Annotated in this window: 9 protein-coding genes; 5 read left to right on the top strand and 4 right to left on the bottom strand. The window is 60.8% G+C overall.

Going from position 1 to position 6,079, the window contains the following annotated elements:
• Positions 1-191: 191 nt before the first annotated feature.
• The 4 genes from FPT15_RS07105 to FPT15_RS07090 form a co-directional block, all read right to left on the bottom strand.
• Positions 192-869 carry a response regulator transcription factor gene (locus FPT15_RS07105; RefSeq protein ID WP_145159562.1) on the bottom strand — a complete coding sequence of 226 codons (678 nt, stop codon included), beginning with the start codon at positions 867-869 and terminating at the stop codon, positions 192-194.
• 7 nt (positions 870-876) lie between these two features.
• A complete protein-coding gene (locus FPT15_RS07100; protein ID WP_145159560.1) occupies positions 877-1,284 on the bottom strand; it encodes a translation initiation factor 2 in 408 nt (135 codons plus the stop codon).
• Positions 1,285-1,404: 120 nt separating this feature from the next.
• The gene (locus FPT15_RS07095) at positions 1,405-1,704 is read right to left on the bottom strand and encodes a YciI family protein (protein WP_015885584.1); all 300 of its coding nucleotides are present in this window, start codon (positions 1,702-1,704) and stop codon (positions 1,405-1,407) included.
• Between the two features lies 1 nt (position 1,705).
• Complete coding sequence (locus FPT15_RS07090) at positions 1,706-2,302, bottom strand: septation protein A (RefSeq protein WP_106578415.1); 597 nt, start codon at positions 2,300-2,302, stop codon at positions 1,706-1,708.
• 87 nt (positions 2,303-2,389) lie between these two features.
• On the opposite strand from FPT15_RS07090, the gene FPT15_RS07085 reads away from it, so the two are divergent.
• The 5 genes from FPT15_RS07085 to FPT15_RS07065 all read left to right on the top strand — a co-directional run bounded on the left by FPT15_RS07085 (position 2,390) and on the right by FPT15_RS07065 (position 6,019).
• Positions 2,390-3,253, top strand: coding sequence for a PHP domain-containing protein (locus FPT15_RS07085; RefSeq protein WP_145159557.1), 864 nt, complete (start codon positions 2,390-2,392; stop codon positions 3,251-3,253).
• A 13-nt stretch (positions 3,254-3,266) separates the two neighbouring features.
• A complete protein-coding gene (locus FPT15_RS07080; protein ID WP_106578417.1) occupies positions 3,267-3,896 on the top strand; it encodes an L-threonylcarbamoyladenylate synthase in 630 nt (209 codons plus the stop codon).
• Between the two features lie 120 nt (positions 3,897-4,016).
• On the top strand, positions 4,017-4,715 hold the full coding sequence (locus FPT15_RS07075) for a ScpA family protein (RefSeq protein WP_178119667.1): 699 nt from the start codon (positions 4,017-4,019) through the stop codon (positions 4,713-4,715).
• A gap of 12 nt (positions 4,716-4,727) precedes the next feature.
• Positions 4,728-5,693: an SMC-Scp complex subunit ScpB gene (gene scpB, locus FPT15_RS07070; protein WP_145159553.1), complete on the top strand. Its 966-nt coding sequence runs from the start codon at positions 4,728-4,730 to the stop codon at positions 5,691-5,693.
• A 134-nt stretch (positions 5,694-5,827) separates the two neighbouring features.
• Positions 5,828-6,019, top strand: coding sequence for a DUF1289 domain-containing protein (locus tag FPT15_RS07065; RefSeq protein WP_145159550.1), 192 nt, complete (start codon positions 5,828-5,830; stop codon positions 6,017-6,019).
• The last annotated feature ends 60 nt before the right edge of the window (positions 6,020-6,079 follow it).

Below are 6,079 nucleotides of genomic sequence, written 5' to 3'. Positions count from 1 at the left end.
AGTCGCGGAGGGTTGTAGGGGGAGTGAGTACATATCCGTTGCTGCGGTAACGGCTGCTTAGGGTTCCGCTCTTACAGCGGGTTACTTTTGGGCTCTTTTCAAAAGTGACCCGCCGTAAGGGCGGAACCCAAAGCGGCCATCACCCAAATAACGGATATACACCCACCCCAAAAGCCCAACCCCCATACCACTCAGAGGCTGTAATAATACCCGCGACTACGCAACGCCATGATCCGCGGTCGGCCATCCGGATGTGGGCCGATCTTTTTACGCAAGTTGCTCACGTGCATATCCAGGCTGCGATCGTAGAGGGTCAACTTACGCCCCAGCGCGATCTGCGCCAGTTCCTGCTTATCCAGCGGCTCACCCGGCTGGCGCAGCAAGGCTTCAAGCAGGCGACTCTCAGACACGGTGAGAGCAAACTCCTGCTCATCGATGGTCACCACCCCACGCACCGGGCTGAAGCACAGGTCGCCCAGTTCCAGCTGAGTAGACACCGCCGCCGGATGACTGCGGCGCAATACGGCGCGCAAGCGGGCAGTCAGTTCGCGCGGGTCGCAGGGCTTGGCGAGGTAATCGTCGGCGCCCAGCTCCAGGCCGAGGATGCGATCCAGCGGCTCGCCCCGTGCCGAAAGCATCAGCACCGGCAATTCCGGATGGTCGTTGCGCAATTGCTTGAGCAGCTCCAGGCCGCTGCCGTCGGGCAGCATCACATCGAGCACCACCGCCGCAGGGGCGCTGTCGGCCAAGGCTTTACGCGCGCTCAAGCCGTCGTGGCAGGCACGCACCTGGAAACCTTCCTGGCTCAGCCAACTGGTCAGCAGCTCACAGAGCTCCTGGTCATCATCTATCAGTAACAGCTCGCTCATGACTCACTCAATTTAGCCATTGTCGACGGCGACGGTGCCCACCGCTGGCGAAGATCCCGCACAGCAGGGCGATCAGTGCGACGGCCCCGCCGGTGACAAACCACTGTTGTTGCTCGGTCAGCCAGCGGGTCAAGGCGCCGCCTTGTGATTCTTTGAGTTGCTGGGCCAGGCGTTGGTTCTCTTGGCGCAAGCGATTCAGTTGGGCACTTTCGCGGGCAGTGTCTGCGCTTTGCAGTTGCTTGCTCAGTTCTTCACGCAGCCGTTCGCTTTCTTTCAAACGTTGCTGCAACTCGGTGATCTGGCTGGCGGCACTCACGGACAGGGGCGTGGAACTGCCGGTGTTCGAGGTTTCTTCAGCGTGGGCCGTAGCCCCGATCGTTAACACTGCCAACAGACACAACTGAGGTAAGCGCATCGGAACTCCTGATTCCACACGAATATTCAGAACGTTGTCGGCAGGTTACCGAGAATAATGAGCCATTAGGAGCGCGCCGAACCGATTAGGTTCGGCCCGGCTTTATTAAACAAAGCGGGTTCAAGGCAGGACTTGCTTGAACGGCTTGATCACCACATCGGCGTAGACGCCTGCTGCTACATACGGGTCGGCCTTGGCCCAGGCTTGGGCGTCGGCCAACGAGGCGAACTCGGCGACGATCAGGCTGCCGGTGAAACCGGCGTCGCCCGGGTCGTTGCTGTCCACTGCCGGGTGTGGGCCGGCCAGCACGATGCGGCCTTCGGCTTGCAGCTGTTTCAGGCGTTCGACGTGGGCCGGGCGCACGGACAGGCGTTTTTCCAGCGAGTTGGCGACGTCGGTAGCAATGATGGCGTAGAGCATGTCAGTCCTCGGTTTTCGGCGTGGTAGGGGCGGTGTCATGCAGGTGGCGCGACAGGTAGATACCCTGGCCGATCAGGAACAATACGGTCATGCCCAGGCTGCCGAAGACCTTGAAGTCGACCCAGTAGGCCTGGAAGGTAAAGGCCACGAACAGGTTGGCGGCACCGCAGAACAGGAAAAACACGATCCAGGCCACGTTCAAGCGTGTCCACACCGGGTCCGGCAGGGTCAGTGCATGGCCCATGATGCGCTTGATCAGCAGGCGATCACCGATGAAGTGGCTGCCGATAAAGACCAGGGCGAAAAGCCAGTTCACCACCGGGGCTTTCCATTTAAGGAAGGTTTCGCTGTGAAAGGCCAGGGTCAGGCCACCGAATACCAGGCAGGCAATCAGGGTCAGCCATTGGCTTTTTTCCAGTTTGCGCTGGGAGATGAAGATGGCGCCGTAGACCACGATCGAGCTGATGATCAGCACGGCGGTGGCGCTGTAGATGCCCCCGAATGTCAGCTCGTGACCGGCGATATCAATGACCCTGGGGTCGAGTTTGGTAACGATGAAAAACAGCAACAGCGGGATGAAGTCGATGAATTGTTTCACAGTAAGAGCCAGAAGCTGGATGTGGCGGCATAATAACAAACATCCTTGGTTGCGATAGCGCCAGCTGACTTGAGGTTACACACCCCCGTGAATGTTGATTTGCACTGCCACAGCACGGCCTCCGACGGCGCCCTGGCGCCCGCGGTTCTGGTTGCGCGTGCGTTTGAAAAAGGCGTGCGAGTCCTGTCTTTGACCGACCACGACACCCTCGAAGGCCTCGACGAAGCCCGTACGGCCGCGCATGCGCTGGGCATGCAACTGGTCAATGGCGTGGAATTGTCCTGCACCTGGGGCGGCGCCACCATTCATGTGCTCGGTTACGGTTTTGATCAGAACGCCGCGCCGTTGGTCGAGGCCATTGCCCAATTGCACGATGGCCGCTGGCTGCGGTCCGAAGAAATAAGCCGCAAGCTCAGCCTTAAAGGCATGCCCAACGGCCTGGAAGGCGCCCGCGCCATCCAGCAGGAACTGGGCGACAGCGGCAACGCACCGGCCCGTCCGCACTTTGCCGACTGGATGGTGCGTGAAGGTTTTGTAAAGGATCGCGCCGAGGCGTTCCGCAAATGGCTGGGCGCCGGCAAGTTGGGTGACGTCAAGCAACACTGGCCGACCCTGGAAGACACCGTCGGCACGCTGCGGGCCGCTGGGGCCTGGGTCAGCCTGGCGCATCCGTGGCATTACGATTTCACTCGCAGCAAGCGCCGCAAGCTGATTGCCGACTATATTGGAGCGGGCGGCCACGCTATTGAAGTGGTTAACGGGCACCAACCCGCCGATCAGGTGGGCAGCCTGGCGATACTTGCTCGCGAATTTGGTCTGCTGGTCAGCGCCGGCAGTGACTTTCATGGCCCAGGCGGCTGGTCCGAGATTGGCGAGTATCGCCAAGTACCGGAAGATCTGCCGCTGTTGTGGGGGCGATTCAAGCATGACCCCATTATTGCCACCGTCTGAACAGGTAGAACACGTGAGTCAATTCTTCCAGATTCATCCGGAAAACCCTCAAGCGCGCCTGATTAAACAGGCCGTGGAGATCATCCGCGCCGGCGGCGTGGTGATCTACCCAACCGACTCGTCCTACGCCATTGGTTGCCAGATCGGCGACAAGAACGCGGTTGAACGGGTCAGACGCCTGCGTGACCTGGACAAGAATCACAACTTCGCACTGATTTGCAGCGACCTGTCCCAGCTTGGACTGTTTGCGAAGGTCGACACGGGCACCTTCCGCCTTCTTAAAGCCCACACGCCTGGGCCCTACACCTTTATCCTCAACGCCACCCGCGAAGTGCCGCGCCTGTTGCTGCACCCGAAAAAGCGCACCATCGGCCTGCGTGTGCCGGAGCACCCGATTGCCCTGGCGTTGCTGGCTGAACTGGGCGAGCCGCTGATGAGCGTGTCGTTGATCCTGCCCGGTGAAGAAGAGCCGCTGTACGACCCTTACGAAATGCGCCGCCTGCTGGAAAAACACGTCGACTTGATCATCGACGGCGGCTACGGCGGCAACAAGGCCTCCACCGTGATCAACCTGGCCGACGGCGAGCCGGAAGTGGTGCGTGTGGGTTGCGGCGATCCGACGCCGTTCATGGTTGAGGCCTGAATGTCGGTCGTCGAAACCGTCGACAGCCAGGCCGGCGCCCAGCAGGAACTGCCCTTTGCCATGGTCTATGGCCAGGCGGTCCTGGAAATGCCGCTGGACCTGTACATCCCGCCGGACGCCCTGGAAGTGTTCCTTGAAGCCTTCGAAGGCCCGCTGGACCTGCTGCTGTACCTGATTCGCAAGCAGAACATCAATATCCTCGACATCCCGGTGGCGGAAATCACCCGCCAGTACATGGGGTATGTCGAGCTGATGCAGACCGTGCGCCTGGAGCTGGCCGCCGAGTACCTGGTGATGGCCGCGATGCTCGCCGAGATCAAATCGCGCATGCTGTTGCCGCGCTCGGAGACCGTCGAAGCCGAAGAGGATGACCCGCGCGCCGAGCTGATCCGCCGCCTGCAAGAGTACGAACGTTTCAAGGCCGCCGCCGAAGGCATCGACAACCTGAGCCGTGTGGGCCGCGATGTGGTGGTGCCCAAGCTCGATGCCCCGGAAGCCCGGGCGCGCAAGCTGTTGCCGGATGTGAGCCTGGAAGAATTGCTGATGTCCATGGCCGAAGTGCTGCGCCGGGGCGACATGTTTGAAAGCCACCAGGTCAGTCGCGAGGCACTGTCGACCCGTGAGCGTATGAGCGATGTGCTCGAACGCCTCAAGGGCGGCGGGTTTGTACCCTTTGTCGAGTTGTTCACCAAAGAAGAAGGGCGCCTGGGGGTGGTGGTGACCTTTATGGCAATCCTTGAGCTGGTCAAGGAGTCCTTGGTCGAGCTGGTCCAGAATGAGCCTTTTGCGGCTATCCACGTGCGGGCGCGAGCCGAATAACGAGCTGAATCGATGAATTTGACTGAACCCCGCGAACTGGCGCCGCTGCTGGAAGCCTTCCTCCTGGCCTCGGGTAAACCGCAATCCCTTGAGCGCCTGTTCGAACTCTTTGAAGAGGCCGAGCGCCCTGAGCCACCGGTGTTCAAGAAGGCATTGGAGATCCTGCGCAAGTCCTGCGATGGCCGCGCCTTTGAGCTGCGCGAAGTGGCGTCGGGTTATCGCCTGCAGATCCGTGAGAAGTTTTCCCCGTGGGTCGGCCGTCTGTGGGAAGAGCGCCCGCAGCGTTATTCGCGAGCGATGCTTGAGACCATGGCGCTGATCGCCTATCGCCAGCCGATCACCCGGGGCGAAATCGAAGACGTGCGCGGTGTGGCGGTCAACAGCCATATCGTCAAGACGCTGCTGGAGCGCGAGTGGATCCGTATCGTCGGCTACCGCGACGTGCCCGGCAAACCGGCGATGTTTGCCACCACCAAGGTGTTCCTCGACCACTTCAACCTGAAAAACCTGGATGACCTGCCGCCGCTCGCCGAACTGCGCGAGATGGAGGCCGAGCCGGTATTGGATTTCGACGACGCACCGGTTCCCGCCAGCCTGCAGGAACTCGCCGACGCCACGGCCGAGCCGGAAGAGCCGAAGGACGAGACCAGTTTCCATACCTTGTTGCTCGAATTGGACGACATGGAACAGGGGATCAAGACCGATTTCGACGACTTGCTGCGTGACGGTGCGAGTGAACCGCAAACCCAGGTGAACGGTGAAACCGTGCCCGAGGTCGAAGAAGTTGAGCCGGAACCGGAACCGGAAGCCGAGCCAGAACCGGAGCCCGAGGAAGACATCCTTGGCGTGGCTGAAGCCCGCGAGAAACTCCTGGCTGCCGTCGCCGCCCTCGAACAACCGCCGTTGAGCGACGAGGAAGACGAAGCCCGGGCCCTGGCCGAAGCCATCGAAAACGAACGCCGTCAACTCGAAGACTGACGCAACTCGATGTGGGAGGGGGCTTGCCCCCGATAGCAACGCCCCAGTGACAAAAATGCAGGCTGAGACACTGCATCGGGGGCAAGCCCCCTCCCACATTGGATCTGCATTGTCTGGGTTGTCTGGGAGAAAACATGAGCTCCAGCAAAGACCCGTGCATCAGCATCTGCAAATTCAGCGACGATATCTGCGTCGGCTGTGGCCGCAGCAAGCGCGAAATCCGCGCCTGGAAGAAACTCGACAAGGTCGACAAACGCACAGTGCTGGCCGAAGCCGAGCTGCGCCTGTTGGCCCTGGGCGCCACCGGTCGGCGGAAAAGCAAATGACTGCGGCTTAATCGACTAGTCTGTGATGCGCAATGCGCGCCATGCGCGTATGATTCGCGA

It is taken from the genome of Pseudomonas sp. RGB (assembly GCF_007713445.1).
Classification (GTDB): Bacteria; Pseudomonadota; Gammaproteobacteria; order Pseudomonadales; family Pseudomonadaceae; genus Aquipseudomonas.
This window is presented reverse-complemented; position numbering and strand designations above follow the sequence as displayed.

Bases quoted from the DNA above. Each gene is read 5' to 3' on its own strand.
- FPT15_RS07105 (WP_145159562.1), bottom strand. From the start codon at position 869: ATGAGCGAGCTGTTACTGATAGATGATGACCAGGAGCTCTGTGAGCTG.
- FPT15_RS07100 (WP_145159560.1), bottom strand. From the start codon at position 1,284: ATGCGCTTACCTCAGTTGTGTCTGTTGGCAGTGTTAACGATCGGGGCT.
- FPT15_RS07095 (WP_015885584.1), bottom strand. From the start codon at position 1,704: ATGCTCTACGCCATCATTGCTACCGACGTCGCCAACTCGCTGGAAAAA.
- scpB (WP_145159553.1), top strand. From the start codon at position 4,728: ATGAATTTGACTGAACCCCGCGAACTGGCGCCGCTGCTGGAAGCCTTC.
- FPT15_RS07065 (WP_145159550.1), top strand. From the start codon at position 5,828: ATGAGCTCCAGCAAAGACCCGTGCATCAGCATCTGCAAATTCAGCGAC.